At 63.7% G+C, this 17,936-nt stretch carries 22 protein-coding genes and 1 riboswitch; of the genes, 17 read left to right on the top strand and 5 right to left on the bottom strand.

Annotated features, from left to right (window positions below):
• The first annotated feature begins 9 nt into the window (after positions 1-9).
• The 5 genes from D3876_RS07365 (at position 10) to D3876_RS07385 (ending at position 2,717) form a co-directional block, all read left to right on the top strand.
• Positions 10-738: a DUF899 family protein gene (locus tag D3876_RS07365; protein ID WP_238475275.1), complete on the top strand. Its 729-nt coding sequence runs from the start codon at positions 10-12 to the stop codon at positions 736-738.
• A gap of 38 nt (positions 739-776) precedes the next feature.
• The gene (locus D3876_RS07370; RefSeq protein ID WP_119760742.1) at positions 777-1,517 is read left to right on the top strand and encodes a DUF899 domain-containing protein; all 741 of its coding nucleotides are present in this window, start codon (positions 777-779) and stop codon (positions 1,515-1,517) included.
• Positions 1,518-1,527: 10 nt separating this feature from the next.
• Positions 1,528-1,749: a hypothetical protein gene (locus tag D3876_RS07375; protein ID WP_119760743.1), complete on the top strand. Its 222-nt coding sequence runs from the start codon at positions 1,528-1,530 to the stop codon at positions 1,747-1,749.
• A 67-nt stretch (positions 1,750-1,816) separates the two neighbouring features.
• Positions 1,817-2,140 (top strand): hypothetical protein, encoded by a 324-nt coding sequence (locus tag D3876_RS07380; RefSeq protein ID WP_119760745.1) that lies wholly within the window; start codon positions 1,817-1,819, stop codon positions 2,138-2,140.
• Positions 2,141-2,153: 13 nt separating this feature from the next.
• Complete coding sequence (locus tag D3876_RS07385; RefSeq protein WP_119760747.1) at positions 2,154-2,717, top strand: TMEM165/GDT1 family protein; 564 nt, start codon at positions 2,154-2,156, stop codon at positions 2,715-2,717.
• 120 nt (positions 2,718-2,837) lie between these two features.
• Here the strand turns inward: D3876_RS07385 and D3876_RS07390 are convergent, their stop codons facing one another.
• Positions 2,838-4,043 (bottom strand): metallophosphoesterase, encoded by a 1,206-nt coding sequence (locus tag D3876_RS07390; RefSeq protein ID WP_119760749.1) that lies wholly within the window; start codon positions 4,041-4,043, stop codon positions 2,838-2,840.
• 170 nt (positions 4,044-4,213) lie between these two features.
• The gene (locus D3876_RS07395) at positions 4,214-4,678 is read right to left on the bottom strand and encodes a hypothetical protein (RefSeq protein WP_147417606.1); all 465 of its coding nucleotides are present in this window, start codon (positions 4,676-4,678) and stop codon (positions 4,214-4,216) included.
• 375 nt (positions 4,679-5,053) lie between these two features.
• Between D3876_RS07395 and D3876_RS20415 the strand changes: the two genes are divergently transcribed.
• The 5 genes from D3876_RS20415 (at position 5,054) to D3876_RS07420 (ending at position 8,564) form a co-directional block, all read left to right on the top strand.
• Positions 5,054-5,551 (top strand): LytTR family DNA-binding domain-containing protein, encoded by a 498-nt coding sequence (locus tag D3876_RS20415; RefSeq protein WP_182911909.1) that lies wholly within the window; start codon positions 5,054-5,056, stop codon positions 5,549-5,551.
• Between the two features lie 98 nt (positions 5,552-5,649).
• Entirely contained in the window at positions 5,650-6,810 is a 1,161-nt protein-coding gene (locus D3876_RS07405; protein ID WP_119760753.1) for an IS30 family transposase, read from the top strand.
• Between the two features lie 231 nt (positions 6,811-7,041).
• Positions 7,042-7,542, top strand: a complete 501-nt coding sequence (locus D3876_RS07410) for a Dps family protein (protein ID WP_119760755.1) — start codon at positions 7,042-7,044, stop codon at positions 7,540-7,542.
• A 25-nt stretch (positions 7,543-7,567) separates the two neighbouring features.
• Positions 7,568-7,675, top strand: a riboswitch (yybP-ykoY riboswitch).
• 94 nt (positions 7,676-7,769) lie between these two features.
• Positions 7,770-8,336 carry a TMEM165/GDT1 family protein gene (locus tag D3876_RS07415; protein WP_119761157.1) on the top strand — a complete coding sequence of 189 codons (567 nt, stop codon included), beginning with the start codon at positions 7,770-7,772 and terminating at the stop codon, positions 8,334-8,336.
• 54 nt (positions 8,337-8,390) lie between these two features.
• On the top strand, positions 8,391-8,564 hold the full coding sequence (locus tag D3876_RS07420; protein WP_119761159.1) for a DUF1328 domain-containing protein: 174 nt from the start codon (positions 8,391-8,393) through the stop codon (positions 8,562-8,564).
• A gap of 9 nt (positions 8,565-8,573) precedes the next feature.
• Here D3876_RS07420 and D3876_RS07425 read toward each other — a convergent pair whose 3' ends face one another.
• Entirely contained in the window at positions 8,574-9,407 is an 834-nt protein-coding gene (locus D3876_RS07425) for a metallophosphoesterase (RefSeq protein WP_119761161.1), read from the bottom strand.
• Positions 9,408-9,456: 49 nt separating this feature from the next.
• Here D3876_RS07425 and D3876_RS07430 point away from each other — a divergent pair, with 49 nt between their 5' ends.
• Positions 9,457-11,049, top strand: coding sequence for a cisplatin damage response ATP-dependent DNA ligase (locus D3876_RS07430; RefSeq protein WP_119761163.1), 1,593 nt, complete (start codon positions 9,457-9,459; stop codon positions 11,047-11,049).
• Positions 11,050-11,178: 129 nt separating this feature from the next.
• On the opposite strand, the gene D3876_RS21010 is transcribed toward D3876_RS07430, so the two are convergent.
• Positions 11,179-11,973, bottom strand: coding sequence for a cold-shock protein (locus tag D3876_RS21010; RefSeq protein WP_119760756.1), 795 nt, complete (start codon positions 11,971-11,973; stop codon positions 11,179-11,181).
• A 172-nt stretch (positions 11,974-12,145) separates the two neighbouring features.
• A complete protein-coding gene (locus D3876_RS07440) occupies positions 12,146-12,514 on the bottom strand; it encodes a DUF4870 family protein (protein ID WP_119760758.1) in 369 nt (122 codons plus the stop codon).
• A gap of 72 nt (positions 12,515-12,586) precedes the next feature.
• Between D3876_RS07440 and D3876_RS07445 the strand changes: the two genes are divergently transcribed.
• The 6 genes from D3876_RS07445 (at position 12,587) to rpoN (ending at position 17,865) form a co-directional block, all read left to right on the top strand.
• Positions 12,587-13,402 (top strand): TerC family protein, encoded by an 816-nt coding sequence (locus tag D3876_RS07445; protein WP_119760760.1) that lies wholly within the window; start codon positions 12,587-12,589, stop codon positions 13,400-13,402.
• A 31-nt stretch (positions 13,403-13,433) separates the two neighbouring features.
• Entirely contained in the window at positions 13,434-14,051 is a 618-nt protein-coding gene (locus D3876_RS07450) for a ribonuclease D (protein WP_119760761.1), read from the top strand.
• Positions 14,044-14,682, top strand: coding sequence for an LPS export ABC transporter periplasmic protein LptC (lptC, locus tag D3876_RS07455; RefSeq protein ID WP_119760763.1), 639 nt, complete (start codon positions 14,044-14,046; stop codon positions 14,680-14,682). Before D3876_RS07450 ends, lptC begins: the two co-directional genes overlap by 8 nt.
• 7 nt (positions 14,683-14,689) lie before the next feature.
• Positions 14,690-15,241 (top strand): LptA/OstA family protein, encoded by a 552-nt coding sequence (locus tag D3876_RS07460; protein WP_119761165.1) that lies wholly within the window; start codon positions 14,690-14,692, stop codon positions 15,239-15,241.
• Positions 15,242-15,436: 195 nt separating this feature from the next.
• Positions 15,437-16,216: an LPS export ABC transporter ATP-binding protein gene (lptB, locus tag D3876_RS07465; RefSeq protein ID WP_119760764.1), complete on the top strand. Its 780-nt coding sequence runs from the start codon at positions 15,437-15,439 to the stop codon at positions 16,214-16,216.
• Between the two features lie 116 nt (positions 16,217-16,332).
• Positions 16,333-17,865 carry an RNA polymerase factor sigma-54 gene (rpoN, locus tag D3876_RS07470; RefSeq protein ID WP_119760766.1) on the top strand — a complete coding sequence of 511 codons (1,533 nt, stop codon included), beginning with the start codon at positions 16,333-16,335 and terminating at the stop codon, positions 17,863-17,865.
• The last annotated feature ends 71 nt before the right edge of the window (positions 17,866-17,936 follow it).

Consider the following 17,936-nt stretch of genomic DNA (forward strand, 5'->3'; position numbering starts at 1 on the left):
AGAGAGACGATGGCGACACTGACGACGATGGATGCCGGACTGGTCCCCGCCGCCGAGCTTGCGGCAAGGGAGACGATGCGATTCCCCGGCGAGAGCAAGGAATATCGCCGCGCGCGGACCGCGCTGCTCGCCGAGGAGATCGAGCTTCGCCGTCACATCGAGCGCGTCGCCGAGCTGCGCCGCCAGTTGCCTCCCGGCGGCGAAGTGACGCGCGATTATCGCTTCGAAGGCGAGGATGGACCCGCGAGCTTCGCCGACCTGTTCGGCGACAAGCAGACGCTCGTGGCATACAGCTATATGTTCGGGCCGCAGCGTGAGACGCCTTGCCCGATGTGCACTTCGCTCCTCTCGGCATGGGACGGCGAGGCTGAGGATGTCGGGCAGCGCGTGTCGCTGGTGGTGATCGCGCGTTCGCCGATCGAGCGGCTCAAGGCGTTCAAGGCGAAGCGCGGCTGGCGGCATCTTCGCCTCTATTCGGACGTGAGCGGCGACTATAGTCGCGATTATCATGGCATGACGAATGATGGCGGCGATGACGCCGCGTTCGCGGTTTTCACGCGCCGAGATGGATGCATCCGGCATTTCTGGAGCGGCGAGATGGGCTTTGAGTCCGCCGATCCCGGGCAGGATCCGCGTGGCGCGCCCGACCTTATGCCGATCTGGACGATTCTCGATTCGACGCCCGAGGGTCGCGCTGCCGACTGGTATCCGAAGCTCGAATACGGCCGGGACGACTGACCCTGCCAAAACCCCTTCCTCCCAGAGGAGATCGAACGATGACCCCCAACACAGTCGTATCGCGCGAGGAATGGATCAAAGCGCGCAAGGCGCATCTCGAAAAGGAACGCGCTCTCATGCACCAGCGCGACGCGCTCTATGCCGAGCGCCGCGCGCTCCCCTGGGAGAAGGTCGAAAAGGACTATGTCTTTCAATCGAGCGCGGGCCCGAAGAGCCTCGCCGATCTTTTCGACGGGCGCTCGCAACTCTTCGTCTATCACTTCATGCTGACGCCCGGCAGCGATCACCTCTGCCCCGGCTGCTCCTTCCTGTCGGACCATATCGATGGCGCGCGGCAGCATTTCGAGCACGCCGATCTGAGCTTCGCCGCGATCTCGCGCGCCCCGCTCGCGCGCATCGAGGACGTGAAGAAGCGCATGGGCTGGCGGTTTGAATGGGTGTCGTCGGGCGGCACCAGCTTCAACTATGATTACGGCGTGTCCTTCACCCCCGAGCAGATTGCGGCGGCCGAGCCGCTCTATAATTACGGGATTACGGCCGATCTGGGCGACGACATCCACGGCTCGAGCATTTTCGCGATGGGTGATGACGGCCAGATCTACCACACCTACTCGACCTATGCGCGCGGCGACGAAATGTTGGCGGGCGCGTTTGCCTTTCTCGACATGACGCCCAAGGGCCGCAACGAGGAGGGCGAGACGATGCGCTGGGTGAAGCTCCACGACGAATATGAGGACACGCCGATGGAAGCCGGCGCGTGCTGCGCGACCGCGGCGTGAGGAGGACTCCATGTTCTGCTGTATCGCCGGTGTCGCAGCTCTCGGGTCAGGCGCTGCCTCGCGCCTGACGAGGCGGTGGCGCGGCGCGCTGATCGGTGTCGCCGCGCTCGCCCTGACGGGTTTCGCTGCGCATCACTTCGATCACTATGCCGCGCGCGCCACGGCCAATAATCGCGACATCATGGCGGAAATCCGCGCGATGCCGATTTGCAGCGGCGCGCCGCTGGCCTGATTGCTTTAGTCCTTCTTAACCAGACGCGGCGCATGCTCCCCGCATTGACCTTTCGGGGAGCAGACCAATGGGCATCGCCGTCGACGCATTGCTGCGCGTAAGATCGGGTCTGTGCGACCGGATCGACCGGATCGCGACCGAGCTTCCGCATCTGAGCCTCGACCAGCTTTGCGCCAATATCGACGATATCCGCCGCACCGCGCTCGACTACGGGCTCGACCCCGTCGTCCAGGTCGCGCGCGGGCTCGAGTCCGCGCTTGCAGATTCGGGGCGTGGCGCGATGGTGCTGCCCTGGCTCGATACGCTACGCGACGCCGCGGGCTGCGAATGCCTCGATGCCGATGCCGGTTCGGCCTACCTGGCTGCAATCAATGTCCGCATGACCGGCTGACGCCGGCCGCTTCATGGACGCATTCTTCCCCGCTTTCATGGCGGCGCTGCTCGCCGAAATCGGGGACAAGACTCAGCTTCTGGCGCTCGCGCTCGCGCTGCATTTCCGCCGGATCGCACCGGTGCTGCTGGGGATCGCGCTCGCGGCGCTCGCCAATAGCGCGCTCGCCGCGCTTGCCGGCGTGCTGCTCGCGCCGATGCTGACGCATGAGGCGGCGGTGCTGATGCTGGCGCTCGCGCTGTTCTTTGCGGGCGGGGGCGCGATGATCAAACAGTCGTCGCCCGAACCCGTGCAGACGAGCCGGTTGGGCCCGGTTCTCGTCAGCTTCCTTGCCTTCTTCGTGCTCGAACTCGGCGACAAGACCCAGTTCCTCACCTTCGCCATCGCGCTGCGCTCGGGCAGCTTCTGGCTGACGATGGCGGGCGCAACCGCGGGTGTGCTGCTGATCAGTGCCGCGGTGGTCATCACGGGCAGGGCTTGGGAGCGGCTGCCCGTCACCTCGGTCCGGCGAGCTATCGGTGTGCTGTTCGCATTGTTGGGGCTGTGGGCCGCGGTCCTGGCATTGCGGTTGATCTGATCCCCTTGCCCGACGTCAGCCTCACCATGAGGAGCATTTGCTTTGACAAGGGCGAGCAGGGCCAGAATAGGCAACCCCAGTCTTTGGTCGGCCTCTGCCGGAAACTGTCCTCATGCCAGATCACGGTCGAGCCGCCCTGTTTTCAACCGATTGCGCCGATGAGTTCGCGCGCTCTGTGCCTGCGATGTTTGTCTTCGCTCTGCGAAGGGTGACGATCACGACCTCTCGAGGAACGCCCATCCTTAGAGGCAACCAGTGTCCAAAGCCCGCTGACACATCCAGGTGCTTGTTGTTGGCTTCGTACCTGCCAGTCATGTAGTCGTACGCGGTGATGAGGGGGCGACCAAACGCCTCCACTTGTCCGCCATGGGTGTGGGACGAAAGGGTCAGTTGAGCGCCTTGCGAAGCGGCGGCCGGAAAAAACTCCGGGTGATGCGAGAGTGCAATCACAAGCTCGCCTGGGCCTGCTTTCGGAAAGGCTGATGCAGCCTGGCGCGCCATCATTTGCTTTTGCTCGGCTTCGGGGAGCATATGGCTTCCGTCGGATCCCATCGCATAATCGACCCCGACAAAATGCGCGCGGGCGCCCGCGTGATCAACAATCGTACTGCTGTCGATAAGCAGGCTGATGCGGTCTTTTCTGCTTCTGTAGGCGTTTACCACAGGAGCGAGATTGCCCATCTTCTCGTGATTGCCGATGACCGCGACGATGGCCGGAATCCGGGGGTCATCCAAGGCGTCAAGCGTTGGCTCAATCAGCCGAAAGTCATCGATCAGATCACCCGTGATGGCGAGCACATCCACATCGCGGCCCGCTACGGCGCGCACCGCTTTCTCCAGGTCGGTCGGCCCGATAAATCGATCGACGTGGACGTCGCCAAAGTTTGCGACGCGGAATCCGTCCAGTCGAGGATCGAGGTCGGAGACGAGGACAGTTTCCTCACGGATGCGTAGCGATGCGCCTCCAACGCACAGTGCGACGGCGCACATTACACAAACGCCAGCGTACATAGCGGGAATATGATGACTAAGCGATTTTCGCCGCACCCGAGCGATGATGTAAGCAAGCGCGAACAAGGGAAACAAAGCCGTTGCTACGAGCACGATGCCTACCCAGACGGCAAATGCCCAACGCGTGAGTTCTGTCGCGGCAGGAGGAACAACCGGCCACGCCAACCACGACAGATGAACAAGCGTCGCAATGACGCAATACGGCAGGAGCCAGGTTTGTTGCTTCGTGCCTCGCAGCAACATGCCCGCAAGGGAACCGACGACCAGGCTGAATACAAGCGAGATTATGAAGACCTGCTGACTGAAATTGCTCATGGCGGAGTTCGTCCTTGAGGAGCTCCATCAGCCCGGGAAGGACTGAATGAGCTGCCTGATGATCCAAAGGATAACTAGAAATGCGGCCTCAGACGTGTCGCAGCCCAGGCTGACGGCGCGCGAAGACGGCGGCGCCTGATATTCCCGGCGCCGCCCGCCCGTTCAGCCGATTACCGCGCCGGCACCCGCTGAGATCGAGGCTGCGATTGGTAGGTTGAAGGCCGCTTCTGCGCCACCATCGGATAGATGCTGCCGTCATGGTAGGTAACGAGTCCGCAGATCCGGTTGCCCTTGGCCGAAAGCGTGCCATTGAGCAGCACATCGCCTTGCGGGGAGGCGACAGTCATCTGGACGTTGTTGCCGGTCAAGGTGATATTGCGAAAGACAACGGGCGCGGTCATCGACAGCGACAGCGATCCGCCATAGTCGGCGCCGACGAAGCCGATCGACAGAAGTCCGAAATTGGGCGTTTCTCCGACATCCATCAGGAAATCCCAGGTGCCGTGGAGGTTCGGCTCCTCGCCGCCCGCCGTAGCGGCTGCCGCGCCGCATTCGAAGCGCAGGTCTACGGCCTCGCTTGCCGCCGCCGGAACAGCTGCAGATGCCAATGCTATGCCAGCGATAATCCGTTTCATTTTTTTCTCCATGCCAACATTTCGTGCTGGCCGGTTGGCGGGTCGTGATGCCTGTCGACAATGGGGAAAATCGTGAATAGCTTCCGCAATTTCGTGACTGGTAGACCGATGCAGTTGGCGATGCGTGAATGGCGGATAATGGGGAAGTGGCGGGGACCGCTAAGTGCCGTCGCTTTTGGCGCCCTGCTTGGAGTGACGGGGCCATTCGGATCGCAAACCGCTCTCGGCCCAGCCGTGCGATATCCTTTCTGGATGGTCATCGCACTCGTCGGCTTTGGAGCCGCTGCTGCCGCGGGGCGAGTCCTTTCGTCCACTTCGCCGGGCAGTAGAACGGCAATACGGATCGTCGCAGTAGCAGCCGCATCCGCGGTGCCCATGACGTTCTTTGTGGCGTGGGCGATCGGGGTGGTCCGACCAGGCAGATCGTTCAGTCCCGTTCAACTGCTCGCCTTGTTCCCGTACGTGGCGTTGGTCCAGTTGCTGATTGCCCGCGTCATATCTCCGGATGACCAGATGATTGTGGCCGCGCCCGTGGAACAGCCAGCCGCCGCTCCCGAATATCCGCCCGAGTTCGTGTCGAAGCTTCCGGCTGCTTTGCGCCGCGACATACTCGCACTTGAAGCCGAGGATCATTACGTGCGCGTGCACACTCTCCACGGCTCGTCACTGGTCCTGATGCGGCTGGCGGACGCGGCGGCGCTCATCGATCCCCGGCTGGGCCTTCGCGTGCACCGTAGCTGGTGGGTGGCCAAAGACGGTGTTCGCGCGGTGGAAAGAACGCCCGGACGAGCAATTGCCCGGCTGGTTGATGACACAGCAGTTCCGATCAGCAGGACATATTTGTCGGCCGCGCGGACAGTTTTGACAGATTAGCTCTACCATCATTCATTCGAACTGGCGTCCGCTTTCCACAGGTGGGTTCAACGGGTCAGCGCAACACTTCAATCTTGAGGAAAGATGGAGTGGGAGCGATGAAACAGCGACGGCGGATTTACTACTCGGCGGAACAGCGGGCCGAAATCTGGGATCGCTGGCGGCGCGGTGAGTCGATGAGTTCGATCGGACGGCGGTTCGAGCGGGAGTCTTCGTCGATCTTCTCGGTGCTGTCGCCATCCGGCGGCATCCGTCCACCGGAACGAAAACGCCCCAGCCAGGCGTTGCGACTGAGCGAGCGCGAGGAGATTTCCAGAGGGCTCGGAGTAGGCTTGTCGCTGCGGACCATTGCTATCCGGCTTGGTCGAGCGCCCTCGACCATCAGCCGGGAGGTCGGCCGCAACGGGGGCACGGAATGCTACCGGGCCGTGGCATCGGATCAGGCGGCATGGGATCGTGCGCGACGCCCGAAGCCATGCAAGCTGGCTTGCCATGCCTCCCTGCGCCGAACAGTATCAGCCAAACTGTGCCGCAAGTGGTCGCCAGAGCAGATCGCGGGCTGGCTCAAACGCAGATTTCCGGACGAAGAGCAGCATCGCGTGTCACATGAGACGATCTACAAAAGCCTGTTCATTCAGGCCCGTGGCGTTCTGAAGAAGGAGCTTATCGAACATCTCAGGGCCAAGCGCACCATCCGGCGGTCTCGACATGCCAGCCTGAAGCGAGACGGGCTGGGTCAGGTGAAGAACGCCATATCGATAAGCGAGCGCCCCGCGTCTGTCGAAGATCGCGCAGTTCCGGGGCACTGGGAAGGCGACCTGCTGGCCGGATCATGCAACAGCTACATCGCTACGCTCGTCGAGCGCCAGTCGCGCTATGTGATCCTCGTCAAGGTCGCGAACAAGGATACCAACAGCGTCGTCTCAGCCCTGATCAAGCAGGCGCGCAAATTGCCGCGCGAACTCTATCAGTCGCTGACCTGGGACCGTGGCAAGGAGCTTGCAGACCATCAGCGCTTCACGCTGGCAACCGACGTCGATGTGTATTTCTGCGATCCGAGGAGCCCTTGGCAGCGAGGCACCAATGAAAACACCAACCGCCTGCTACGCCAGTATCTCCCAAAGGGCATCGACTTATCCGCCTTCAGCCAGCTTCAGCTAAGCGCCATCGCGCGCCAGCTCAACGAACGACCGAGAAAGACATTGCTCTTTCAGACCCCGGCTGAGAAGTTCGAGGAGTGTGTTGCGCTGACCCGTTGAACCCACCACATTGCTCTTTCAGACCCCGGCTGAGAAGTTCGAGGAGTGTGTTGCGCTGACCCGTTGAACCCACCACCCATAGTCGACATCCCCAACGGGGCGCGCCGATCGACCCTATCGATCACAGACAGCGAAAATTATTGCACCGCATCAGGAAATTGCGTGCGACTTTTCCGTCGCTTGATCGTTATGTTTGCGACTCGAATTTCCAATCCCGCAACGGAGGACATAATGGCCAAGGGTGGCAAGGAAAAGCTCAAGACGCCGACCGATCTCGGCAGCAATGCGACGAAGAGCGTCGCGGATGCCTTGAACGGTATCCTCGCCGACAGCTATGCGCTCTACCTCAAGACCAAGAATTTCCACTGGCACGTATCGGGCCCGCATTTCCGCGATTACCACCTGATGCTCGACGATCAGGCGACCCAGATCCTTGGCACTACCGACCAGATCGCCGAGCGTGTGCGCAAGACGGGCAACACCACGCTGCGCTCGATCGGAGATATCGCGCGCCGCCAGACGATCAGGGACAATGACGCCGAGTTCGTCTCGGCGACCGCAATGCTTTCCGAACTGCGCGAGGACAATCTGAAGCTCGTCGAGAAATTCCACGAAGCCAAGGACATCGTCGACGCGGCCAAGGACAACGCCACCTCGGGCATCCTCGACGAATGGACCGATCTTGCCGAGGAGCGAGCGTGGTTTCTCTTCGAGGCAAGCCGCACCGCTTGACCCCATTCCAGCGATGACATAGGGGCTCCCCGTCACCCGGGGAGTAGCCCGCCGCGCGCATGTCGTGCGGAGATCGCGTCAACATACTTGGTCGAGAGATCATGGTGCGATCAGGATCGGTTCCGGCCGATCCAGGCAAGACCGATGACGCCTGAACTCCTGCTTTGCCGGGCAGGGGGTTCATGGCGTCGTTGGTTCAAGCCTTTGCCCGGCCGGAATTCACGATCATGGAAATCCTGCTGTCTTCAACGCTGCTCGTTGCGCTCGCCGAAATCGGCGACAAGACGATGCTGCTCGCCATCGTGCTCGCCTGCCGCTTCAAACAGCCGCTGCCAATCATCGCGGGCATCTTCGCCGCCACCATAGTCAATCACGCGCTTGCCGCCTGGGCGGGCGCGGGCATTGCGGGGCTGCTCGATGGCTACTGGTTTCGCCTCGCGGTTGCGCTCGGCTTCCTCGCCATGGCGGCGTGGACGCTGGTGCCCGACAGTCTCGATGAAGAAGAGAACGGCGCTACGGGGCGCTTTGGCGCGTTCCTCACTACCACCGTCGCCTTCTTCCTCGCCGAAATGGGCGACAAGACGCAGGTCGCGACCGTGGCGCTTGGCGCGCAATATCAGGCGGTGGGGCTGGTCGCTGCCGGAACCACCGCAGGCATGATGGTCGCGAATGTCCCCGCGGTATTTCTCGGTGATCGGATCACGCGCATCGTGCCGATGAAGGCGGTCCGCATCGGTGCGGCGCTTGTCTTCGCGGCGATCGGCATCTGGGCGCTGGTCGCACTGTTCGCCTGACGGAACATTCGCACAGCGCTGCCGGTTCTTTCTCCAGCTATGAAGGAGGTTCCTATGTTGCGTTGGGCACTCATTTTCCTTGTCGCCGGCCTCGTGCTGGCGGTGCTGGGCTTTGGCGGCATCGGTGGTGCGTTCGTCGAGATCGCCAAGATCCTGTTCTTCGTCGCGATCGCGGTGTTCGTCGTCTTGCTGGTGCTGGGCGCGATGGCGGGCAGACGCGTGCGATAACGCTGCAATTCAGCGCGCGTCCGGCCCGATCGTTATCAGCCACAGATCGGGCCGTACGCCGTATCGCAGCGGCAGAATGCTGGTCCCCAGTCCCGCGCTTACTATCACGCGTTGCCCGTGATCGACGATCAGCCCGCAGGCGAAGCGCTCGCCATAGCGCGATGCTGTTGCAAACCGTCCGATCAGCGGCAGGCTGATTTGCCCGCAATGCGTATGGCCGGCGAGCACGACGCTGACCGGGCGCGTCAGGGCCGGAACGATATCGGGGCTGTGGCTCAGGATGATGGGTATCCCCGCCAGCGCATCCATCGCCGCAGTCGTCCTGGTCACGTCGGCGTGCCCGGTGAAGCTGTCATCGACGCCTCCGATGACGAGCGGGCCGCGTCGGATCGCGTTGTTGACCAGCAGCGTGACCCCCGCCTCGGGCACCGCCCTGTGAAAGGCTTCGCTGTTGCGCCAGTGATCATGGTTGCCGAGTACCGCGACGATTCCAAGCGGCGCCTTCAGGCTTTTAAGCGGATCCACCGCTTCGGCGGCACTATAGCGCCGCGTGGCGAAGGCCTTGTCGCTCACCATATCCCCCGCGATCAGCACGATATCGGGCTTGAGCGCATTGATCTGGCTCACGATCCGCGCCAGCCGGGCAGGCGGCATATCGGGCCCGGCCACGTGCAGGTCGCTGATCAGCACCGCGCGAACGGGGGCAGTATCTTCGGGCCAGTTGGAGACGGGGACCGTCGCCATTCTGACCACGGGATCGCTTGTCGCATTGCGATAGCCGAGCGCGACGATCGCAATCCCGATAACCGACAGGGCTAACGCGACATATCCGAGACGCTTCATGGCGGCCGGTCTAGCCGGGCCGGGCGCGATGCGCCATGCTCGCGCCGCCATGCACGCCTTTGCCGCGCTTCTCGATCGCCTGATCTATACGCGTTCGCGTAACGCGAAGCTTCGGCTGATCGCCGACTATCTGAAAGCAACCCCCGATCCCGATCGCGGCTGGGCGATGGCCGCGCTCACCGGCGCGCTCGATCTCCCCGCGGTCAAGCCCGCGATAATCCGCGCTATAGTCGACGAGCGCGTCGATCCCGTGCTCTTTCGATTGAGCCGTGACTATGTCGGTGACACCGCCGAGACCGTTTCGCTGATCTGGCCCGACCCGCCCGCGCCGCCGCAGGGCGACGTCGATCTCGGCCTGTCGGGCATCATCGAAAGACTGGCGACGCTGTCGCGTTCCGACGCGCCCGGGGTGCTCGCGGACCTGCTCGACCGGTTGGCGCCCGAGGAGCGTTTCGCGCTGCTCAAGATGGCGACGGGCGCGCTCAGGATCGGCGTTTCGGCGCGGCTCGCCAAGACCGCGCTCGCGCAGGGCTTCGGGCTCGATGTTGAGGCGGTCGAGGAGGTCTGGCACGGATTAAAGCCGCCCTATGACGCGCTCTTTGCATGGGCCGAGGGGCGGGGCGATCAGCCCAGCGCCGCCGATCTTCCCGTCTTCCGCCCCTTCATGCTTGCGCATCCGCTCGAGGATGAGCAGGTGTCGATGGACGATTTCGCGGCCGAGTGGAAATGGGATGGTATCCGCGTCCAGCTCGTCCATGTCGCGGGACAGACGCGGCTCTACAGCCGCACGGGCGACGACATCACCCACAGCTTTCCCGAGGTCGCGGCCGCCTTTGTTCACGCGGGCGTGCTCGACGGCGAACTGCTCGTGCGCGGCGAGGCGCAGGCGGGCGGGCTGGATGTGGCGGGCGCGGCGAGCTTCAACGCGCTCCAGCAAAGGCTCGGGCGCAAGGCGGTGTCGGCGAAAATGCTCGCCGATTATCCCGCCTTTGTCCGTCTTTACGACATATTGTTCGACGGCGCGGAAGATGTCCGCGCGCTGGGCTGGCATGAGCGCCGCGCGCGTCTGGAGGGGTTCATGCCCCGGCTTGATCCCGAACGCTTCGACCTGTCCGCGCTGATTGCCGCCGAGAGCTTCACCGCGCTCGAGGAACTGCGCGCGGGCGCGCGCGACGCCGCGATCGAGGGAGTGATGCTCAAGCGCCGCGACAGCCCCTATGTCACCGGCCGCCGCGTCGGGCTGTGGTATAAGTGGAAGCGCGACCCGCTCGTCGCCGATTGCGTGCTGATGTATGCGCAGCGCGGCTCGGGCAAGCGATCGAGCTTCTATTCGGACTTCACCTTCGGCTGCTGGACTGAAAGCGGCGAGCTGCTTCCCGTCGGCAAGGCCTATTTCGGCTTTACTGACGAGGAATTGAAATGGCTCGACCGCTTCGTGCGCGGCCATACCCTCAACCGCTTCGGTCCCGTGCGTGAGGTGGAAAAGACGCTCGTCCTCGAAGTTGCCTTCGATTCGATTCATGAAAGCCGCCGCCACAAGTCGGGGCTCGCGATGCGCTTTCCGCGCATCGCGCGCATCCGCACCGACAAGCCTGCCGCTGAGGCCGACCGGATCGAGACGCTGCGCCGGATGGTGAGCTGAGGAACAATATTCCAGTGCTCGAGCGGCGCCATATTGCGCTGCGCATTGCCGCGCTGAACGAGGTTCAACGAAAAAGGCCCGGCCTGCATCGCTGCGGGCCGGGCCTTGATTCGGTCGCTGTGAAGCGCCTCAGTCCTGCTTGGGGACGAGGTTCACCGCGGCATATTTGCCGCGACGATCGACTTCGATATCGAACTCGAGACGGTCGCCCTCGTTCAGGCTGCCCATCCCGGCGCGTTCTACCGCCGAGATGTGCACGAACGCGTCGGGCTGGCCGTCGTCGCGCTGAATGAAGCCGAAGCCCTTCATCGCGTTGAAGAACTTGACGGTGCCCGTCGCCTTCTCGCCGGTGAGCTGGCGCTGGGGGCCGCCCATGCCGCCGCCGGCACCACCGCGTGGTGCGTCGCGGTCGCGCGGAGGACCACGGTCCTCAACGGGAAGCGGCTCGCCCTCGATCTTCAGGTCGGTCGCCGAAACGCGTCCGCCACGGTCCACCAGCGTGAACTCGAGCGGCTGCCCTTCGGCAAGCCCCGTCAGGCCCGCCTGCTCGACCGCAGAGATGTGCACGAACACATCTTCGCCGCCATCGTCGCGAACGACGAAGCCGAAACCTTTCTGGCTGTTGAAAAATTTGACGACGCCCTTGCCTTCGCCGACGACCTGTGCGGGCATGCCGCCGCCACGGGGAGCACCGAAGCCTCCACCGCCGCCGCCACCGCCGCGGGGCGCGCCGAAGCCGCCACCGCCACCGCCGCCGAATCGGTCACCGCCGCCGCCGAAACCGCCGCGGTCTCCACCGAAACCGCCGCCGAACCGGCTGCCGCCCCTGTCCTCAAATCCGCCGAAACTCTCGTCGCCGAAACCGTCGCGCTTGTCTCTGCCACGCCCACCGCGCTCACCGCGGCGTCCTCTGTCGAAACTCATGCCCTGTTAGTCTTTCCCGGTCGCCCAAAATTCATCTCAGAACCTGCACACCGGGCGATGGGCACAGATACTTCGGCTGGAAAACAATACCGGCCAGTGATTCGTCATAACCGAATTTCTTCACCCCTGCGACATATTTCATCAGCGTGCGCCGCAATTTGGATAAATGCCTTCAGAACAGCAAAGTTGCGGGATCGGCCAGGGGCTCGCGTTTCTGTGCCTTCACCAGCGAAACCACCGATCGCACCGCCACCCACAGCGTGACCGCGAACAGGATGGCGAATCCGACGAGCACGATTGTCAGCACAACGCCCACCGCGCCCGCGGCGAGCGCTAGCCAGAAAGTGCGAATCAGGTAGCGATAATGGCTTTGCCCCCAGGCCTCGCCGGGTTCGTTTGCCCAGATATGGGCGAGCACGATCCCAATCACCGCGGTGATGCCCGTGATGAAGCTTGCAAGGTAGAGCAGCGCGATGATCGTTGGTCGATTGAAGTCGAATCCCGTTACGGGCCGGTCTGTGGATCTGGAGGGATCGTTCATTTGCAGATCTCCGGCGAATCGTGCGCTATGAGCAGCTTGCGGCTTTTGCGTCGCTGGGGCAAATGAGCCGCCATGACCGATCTCCTGACGCTTTTCTCCGACCCGGCCGTCCTGGCTGCGCTTGTCACGCTCATCGTCATGGAGGTCGTGCTCGGCATCGACAATCTCATCTTCATTTCGATCCTGTCGAACAAGCTGCCCGAACATCAGCGACAAAAGGCGCGCCGCGTCGGCATCGCACTTGCCCTCATCATGCGGCTCGCACTGCTCTCGATGATCTCGTGGATCGTCGGGCTCACCGCGCCGGTCTTCGATCTCGGCATCGTCGGTCCGCCGGGCGCGCACGGCGAACCCGCCTTCGAAACACAATTCTCGTGGCGCGACCTTATCCTGATCGCGGGCGGCCTCTTCCTGCTGTGGAAAGCGACCAAGGAGATCCACCACGCAATGGATCCGGTGCCGAGCGACCATGATATCCTCGACAAGGAAGCGACCGCCGCACTCAACTTTGGCGGCGCGATCGTCCAGATCCTGCTGCTCGACATGGTCTTCTCGGTCGATTCGATCCTGACCGCGGTGGGCATGACCGATCATCTGCCCGTGATGGTGATCGCGGTCGTTGTCGCGGTGCTCGTGATGCTGCTCGCCGCCGACCCGCTTGCCAACTTCATCAACCGCAACCCCACCGTCGTCATGCTCGCGCTCGGCTTTCTCCTGATGATCGGCGCGGTGCTGATCGCAGACGGCTTCGGCGTGCACGTGCCCAAGGGCTATATCTATGCGGCAATGGCCTTTTCCGCGCTCGTGGAGACGCTCAACATCTTCTCGCGGCGCGCGCACGCGAGAAAGCGCGCGGCCACCGCACAGATGGGCGAAGGGGGAGATTGAGCGCAGGCCGCGAAAGGCGTAAGGCGCGGGGATGAGCGTTCATTTTCATGAAGAAGACCTGCCCGAAGGCGTGCTTGCGCCGGGGCCTGTTGCTGTCGATACCGAGACGATGGGGCTGGTTACGCCGCGCGACCGGCTGTGCCTGCTCCAGATCTCGGACGGTCGGGGCGACGAACATCTCGTGCGCTTCGGGCCCGGCAGCGATTATGCCGCGCCCAATCTGCGCGCCGTCCTCGCCGATCCGGCGCGGCTGAAACTGTATCATTTCGCGCGTTTCGATCTCGCTGCGATCCAGCATTATCTCGGCGTGATGGCCGAACCCGTCTATTGCACCAAGACGGCGTCGCGGCTCGTGCGCACCTATACCGACCGGCACGGCCTCAAGGAGCTGGTGCGCGAACTGCTCGGCGCCGAAATCTCGAAACAGCAGCAATCCTCGGATTGGGGTGGCGCCGTGCTCTCGGACGCGCAAAAGGATTATGCCGCTTCGGACGTACGTTATCTCCACCGGCTGAAGGCCGAACTCGACCCGCGCCTCGAACGCGAAGGACGCGCCACACTTGCGCAGGCCTGTTTCGATTTCCTTCCTCACCGCGCACGGCTCGATCTCGCGGGCTGGCCGGAAATCGATATCTTCGCGCATGTCTGAAATCGCAGATCGTGTCCGATCCGAGCGCCAGCACTGGGCCGCGCCGCACGGATCGCACGACCGGCTGATTCGCTTCCTGGGCTGGCTGCTGCCGTCCGGAATCGGCGTACTCGCCGCCTTTCTCGCGATCGCGCCGCTCGCGATGCGCGATGAGGTGAGCTTCGTCCTCGCCAAGGATAAGGTCGACGTGGCGAAGGAACGGATGCGCGTGACCGCTGCAACCTATCGCGGCGAGGACAGCAAGGGGCAGCCCTTCGCGCTCCATGCGGGCTCGGCAGTGCAGGCGACCTCGCGCGAGCCTGTGGTCAGGCTACGCGATCTGTCCGCGGAAATCCGGCTGCCCGACGGCCCCGCGCAGATGCGCGCCGACCGGGGGCGCTACGACATGAACAAGGAAACCGTGGCGGTCGACGGACCCATTCTGTTCACCGCGGCCGATGGCTACCGGCTCGAGACAACCAATGTCGCGGTCGATCTCAAGTCGCGTCAGGTGACCAGCACCGGCGCGGTGACGGGCAACATGCCGCTCGGCAATTTCAGCGCGTCGACGATGCGCGCCGACCTGGCGAACCGCACCGTCACGCTCGACGGGCGCGCGCGCTTGCGCATCATCCAGGGGGGCGTCAGATAGGGTGACGATGATGAACCGGATTCTCCTTGGCGCGATGGGCGCGGGCGCGGTGGTGCTCTCTGCGCTTGGCGGGCCCGTGCTTGCGCAGGCGCTCAAAAACCACAATGCCAACGCCCCCGTCGATGTCGAGGCTGATCGGATCGAGGTCCAGGATCGCGCCGATCGTGCGGTATTCTCGGGCAATGTGAAGGTGCGCCAGGCGGGGCTCGCGCTCGACGCAGCGCGGCTGACCGTCGCCTATGCCAGTTCATCGGGCAGCGGGCTCGACATCCAGCGGCTTGACGCCTCGGGCGGGGTTGTCGTGCGCAGCGCGTCGGAAACCGCGCGCGGCAGCGTCGCCATCTATGATCTCAATCGCAGGATCATCACGATGGTGGGCGGCGTCACGCTCGAACAGGGGCGCAACCAGCTTCGCGGCGGTCGCCTCGTCATCGACCTCAATTCGGGGCGATCGGTGATGGACGGCAGCGCGGTCGGCGGCGCCAGCGGCGTTTCGGGCGGCACGGGCGGTCGCGTGACCGGCCGGTTCACCGTTCCTGAGCGCAAGGGCGGCAACTGATCCCGTCGCCGCGCACGTCTCGCCGCGGTTCACGAAAATTTGTCATGCACGAATCTTGCCAATTGGCTTAGACTTCACATTTCGCTAACCGATCCTTGGCAGTTCGGTCGGTACGGGGGCCTGATCGGTTGAGGTGGAGGCGCTCCGCGCCTTCGCCGAAAGCGTGAATCAGGATCTATACAAGTTGGAGCGGAAATGAACGACGTCGCCACCATGGACGCGCCGATGAGCGCTGAAGCCGCGCGCGCGGTGACGAACGGGCTTTCGGTCGTCTCCATCGCCAAGGCCTATGACAAGCGCTCGGTGCTTTCGGATGTCTCGCTCTCGGTCGCGCGCGGCGAGGTCGTCGGGCTGCTCGGCCCCAATGGCGCGGGCAAAACGACGTGCTTCTATTCGATCATGGGGCTGGTGAAGCCCGATAGCGGCCGCATCCTGCTCGACGGCGACGATATCACGGGGCTGCCCATGTATCGCCGCGCGATACTCGGGCTCGGCTATCTGCCGCAGGAAACCTCGATCTTCCGCGGGCTTACAGTCGCGCAGAACATCATGGCGGTGCTCGAACTGGCTGAACCGGACAAGCAGGTGCGCGCGGCGCGGCTTGATCAGTTGCTTGAGGAATTCAGCCTGTCGCGGCTGCGCGATTCGCCCGCGATGGCGCTGTCGGGTGGCGAACGCCGCCGCTGCGAGATCGCGCGCGCGCTCGCGGCCAACCCGTCAATCATGCTCCTCGACGAACCCTTTGCGGGGATCGACCCGATCTCGATCGCCGACATTCGCGATCTGGTGAAGGAATTGAAGGGGCGCGACATCGGCGTGCTCATCACCGATCACAATGTCCGCGAGACGCTCGACATCGTCGACCGCGCCTGCATCATCTATGATGGCCGCGTGCTCTTCGCGGGATCGCCCGCCGCGCTCGTCGCCGACGAGAATGTGCGGCGCCTGTATCTCGGCGAGGGCTTCGAGCTGTGATTTGTCGTTTTCGTGTCATCCCCGCGAAAGCGGGGATCCAGAGTCGTCCGCGCGCTTGCCCGGCATCGTCTGGATTCCCGCTTTCGCGGGAATGACATCGATGGGGTAGCGGCCTGATGGCGCTCGGACCCCGCCTCGATCTCCGCCAGTCGCAATCGCTGGTGATGACGCCGCAGCTCCAGCAGGCGATCAAGCTGCTGGCGCTCTCCAATCTGGAGATCGAGGCCTATATCGCCGAGGAGATCGAGAAGAATCCGCTGCTCGAATCGAATGGCGATGAGGATCGCGCGCCCGCCGAAGCGCCCGACGATGCCGGCGGCGAGGGTGGGGACTTTGACGACGGCGACTTCGCCGACGAACCCGTCACCGCCGACCGCCTGCTCGAAACCGGCGACGCCACGGCCGACGCGCCGCTCGACGTCGACTATGACGCGGAGACGTTTCACCACGACAGCGCGATCGACAGCGGCGTGGGGCTCGACGGCGCGCTCGGCCTCACCGGCAGCGCGGGCGCGGGCTTTGGCGATGACGGTCCCGATTTCGACGCCATGGCGTCATCCGAACTTTCGCTCCACGATCATCTGCTCGCGCAGGCGGGCGCGGTGCTCTCGGGCGGCGACTGGCTGATCGCGACGCACCTGATCGACCAGATCGACGAGGCGGGCTATCTCGGCGCCAATCTGCTCGACATCGCGCAGCGGCTCGGCGCGCCGCTTGCCGCGGTCGAGCGCGTGCTTGGCGTCATCCACAGCTTCGATCCCACCGGGGTCGGTGCGCGCGGCCTTGCCGAATGCCTGGCTTTGCAGGCGAAGGAGGCCGATCGCTACGATCCCTGCATGGCGCGCCTGCTCGACAATCTCGATCTGCTCGGCGCGGGCAAGCTCGCGCAACTAAAGCGCATCTGCGGCGTCGATGACGAGGACATGGCGGACATGATCCGCGAGCTGCGCGACTATGATCCCAAGCCCGGCCTGCGCTTCGGCGGCGAACGCATCCAGGCGGTCACCCCCGACATCTTCGTGGCGCAGCGCGGCGTCACCTGGGCGATCGAGATCAACAGCGCCACGCTGCCGCGCCTGCTCGTCAACCGCAGCTATTATGTCGAACTGTCGGGCGGCAAGCAGGACAAGGCGTCAAAGGCGTGGCTCTCCGAGTGCCTCGCCAGCGCCAACTGGCTGGTGAAGGCGCTCGACCAGCGCCAGCGCACGATCATCAAGGTCGCGACCGAGCTGGTGAAGCAGCAACAGGCCTTCTTCAATCACGGCGTCGCGCATCTCCGCCCGCTCACTCTCAAAGCTGTCGCCGACGCGATCGGCATGCACGAATCGACCGTCAGCCGCGTGACCAGCAACAAATATCTGAGCTGCGCGCGCGGCCTCTACGAGCTCAAATATTTCTTCACCTCGGCGATCCAGTCCGCCGACGGCGGCGACGCGGTTTCGGCCGAGGCGGTGAAGAGCCATATCCGCGCGCTCATCGCCGCCGAGGATCCGCGCAAGATCCTCTCCGACGACACACTCGTCGATCTGCTCCGCGACAAAGGTTTTGACATCGCGCGACGCACCGTCGCCAAATATCGCGAGGCAATGGGCATCGGCAGCTCGGTCCAGCGTCGCCGCCAAAAGGCGCTCCAGGGCAAGGCCGCGTAGGCCCTCATTCCCGGACAATGACGGCTTTCGCCATTTTTCTTGTTCTCAAGTGCTTCGATATATATCCGAGA

The organism is Sphingomonas cavernae (genome assembly GCF_003590775.1).
Lineage (GTDB): Bacteria > Pseudomonadota > Alphaproteobacteria > Sphingomonadales > Sphingomonadaceae > Sphingobium_A > Sphingobium_A cavernae.

Bases quoted from the DNA above. Each gene is read 5' to 3' on its own strand.
- D3876_RS07365 (WP_238475275.1), top strand. From the start codon at position 10: ATGGCGACACTGACGACGATGGATGCCGGACTGGTCCCCGCCGCCGAG.
- D3876_RS07370 (WP_119760742.1), top strand. From the start codon at position 777: ATGACCCCCAACACAGTCGTATCGCGCGAGGAATGGATCAAAGCGCGC.
- D3876_RS07375 (WP_119760743.1), top strand. From the start codon at position 1,528: ATGTTCTGCTGTATCGCCGGTGTCGCAGCTCTCGGGTCAGGCGCTGCC.
- D3876_RS07380 (WP_119760745.1), top strand. From the start codon at position 1,817: ATGGGCATCGCCGTCGACGCATTGCTGCGCGTAAGATCGGGTCTGTGC.
- D3876_RS07385 (WP_119760747.1), top strand. From the start codon at position 2,154: ATGGACGCATTCTTCCCCGCTTTCATGGCGGCGCTGCTCGCCGAAATC.
- D3876_RS07390 (WP_119760749.1), bottom strand. From the start codon at position 4,043: ATGAGCAATTTCAGTCAGCAGGTCTTCATAATCTCGCTTGTATTCAGC.
- D3876_RS07395 (WP_147417606.1), bottom strand. From the start codon at position 4,678: ATGAAACGGATTATCGCTGGCATAGCATTGGCATCTGCAGCTGTTCCG.
- D3876_RS20415 (WP_182911909.1), top strand. From the start codon at position 5,054: ATGACGTTCTTTGTGGCGTGGGCGATCGGGGTGGTCCGACCAGGCAGA.
- D3876_RS07405 (WP_119760753.1), top strand. From the start codon at position 5,650: ATGAAACAGCGACGGCGGATTTACTACTCGGCGGAACAGCGGGCCGAA.
- D3876_RS07410 (WP_119760755.1), top strand. From the start codon at position 7,042: ATGGCCAAGGGTGGCAAGGAAAAGCTCAAGACGCCGACCGATCTCGGC.
- D3876_RS07415 (WP_119761157.1), top strand. From the start codon at position 7,770: ATGGAAATCCTGCTGTCTTCAACGCTGCTCGTTGCGCTCGCCGAAATC.
- D3876_RS07420 (WP_119761159.1), top strand. From the start codon at position 8,391: ATGTTGCGTTGGGCACTCATTTTCCTTGTCGCCGGCCTCGTGCTGGCG.
- D3876_RS07425 (WP_119761161.1), bottom strand. From the start codon at position 9,407: ATGAAGCGTCTCGGATATGTCGCGTTAGCCCTGTCGGTTATCGGGATT.
- D3876_RS07430 (WP_119761163.1), top strand. From the start codon at position 9,457: ATGCACGCCTTTGCCGCGCTTCTCGATCGCCTGATCTATACGCGTTCG.
- D3876_RS21010 (WP_119760756.1), bottom strand. From the start codon at position 11,973: ATGAGTTTCGACAGAGGACGCCGCGGTGAGCGCGGTGGGCGTGGCAGA.
- D3876_RS07440 (WP_119760758.1), bottom strand. From the start codon at position 12,514: ATGAACGATCCCTCCAGATCCACAGACCGGCCCGTAACGGGATTCGAC.
- D3876_RS07445 (WP_119760760.1), top strand. From the start codon at position 12,587: ATGACCGATCTCCTGACGCTTTTCTCCGACCCGGCCGTCCTGGCTGCG.
- D3876_RS07450 (WP_119760761.1), top strand. From the start codon at position 13,434: ATGAGCGTTCATTTTCATGAAGAAGACCTGCCCGAAGGCGTGCTTGCG.
- lptC (WP_119760763.1), top strand. From the start codon at position 14,044: ATGTCTGAAATCGCAGATCGTGTCCGATCCGAGCGCCAGCACTGGGCC.
- D3876_RS07460 (WP_119761165.1), top strand. From the start codon at position 14,690: ATGATGAACCGGATTCTCCTTGGCGCGATGGGCGCGGGCGCGGTGGTG.
- lptB (WP_119760764.1), top strand. From the start codon at position 15,437: ATGAACGACGTCGCCACCATGGACGCGCCGATGAGCGCTGAAGCCGCG.
- rpoN (WP_119760766.1), top strand. From the start codon at position 16,333: ATGGCGCTCGGACCCCGCCTCGATCTCCGCCAGTCGCAATCGCTGGTG.